We start from the raw sequence: 842 nt of genomic DNA, 5'->3' as shown, positions 1-842 counted from the left end.
GTCCTGGCTGCCCAGGCCGGCTCGGTCGGTGTCGCCTACTGGACCGAACTGCTGCCCTTACCCTGGCTATCGCTGGCCGGCACCTTGGCCTTGTCGTCGCTGCTGTGTGCCTTCACCGCCCTGCGCCTGCGCTTGTCGGTGCCCGTCACCGAAATGGAATACGCCCTGCAGCTGGCCTGTGACCTGTTGATCCACAGTGCCTTGCTGTATTACTCCGGCGGCTCGACCAACCCGTTCGTGTCCTACTACCTGGTACCGTTGGCCATTGCCGCAGTGACCCTGCCGTGGCTGTATTCGCTGATCCTGTCCGGTATTGCCCTGACCGCCTACAGCTTGCTGCTGGTGCAGTTCTACCCGCTCGAAGGCCTGCCCATGGCGCGGGACAAGATGCAGGTGTACGGCATGTGGCTGAGTATTGCCCTGGCGGCGGCGGTGATCACCTTCTTCGCGGCACGCATGGCGGAAGAGCTGCGGCGCCAGGAGCAACTACGCTCCGAGCGGCGTGAAGAAAGCCTGCGCGACGAGCAGTTGCTGGCCGTAGCCACCCAGGCCGCCGGCGCCGCTCATGAGCTGGGCACGCCGCTGGCCACCATGAGTGTGCTGATCAATGAAATGCGCCAGGACCACACCGACCCGCTGTTGCAGGAAGACCTGCAAATCCTTCAGGACCAGGTGAAGCTGTGCAAGGAAACCCTGCAGCAACTGGTACGCGCCGCTGAAGCCAACCGCCGCCTGGCGGTGGTCGAGCAGGATGTCACCGCCTGGCTGGACGAAGCGCTGAACCGCTGGCACCTGATGCGCCCGGAAAGCAGCTACCGCTTCCAGCGCCTGCGTGACGGCCA

The 842-nt window shown here is 64.6% G+C and carries 1 protein-coding gene; it reads left to right on the top strand.

Annotated features, from left to right (window positions below):
• Positions 1–842 (top strand): histidine kinase dimerization/phospho-acceptor domain-containing protein (locus tag GYA94_RS23460; RefSeq protein ID WP_161893195.1); only part of this gene is annotated, 842 nt, incomplete at both ends.

Origin of the sequence: Pseudomonas juntendi (genome assembly GCF_009932375.1) — a bacterium.
Lineage (GTDB): Bacteria > Pseudomonadota > Gammaproteobacteria > Pseudomonadales > Pseudomonadaceae > Aquipseudomonas > Aquipseudomonas juntendi.
This window is presented reverse-complemented; position numbering and strand designations above follow the sequence as displayed.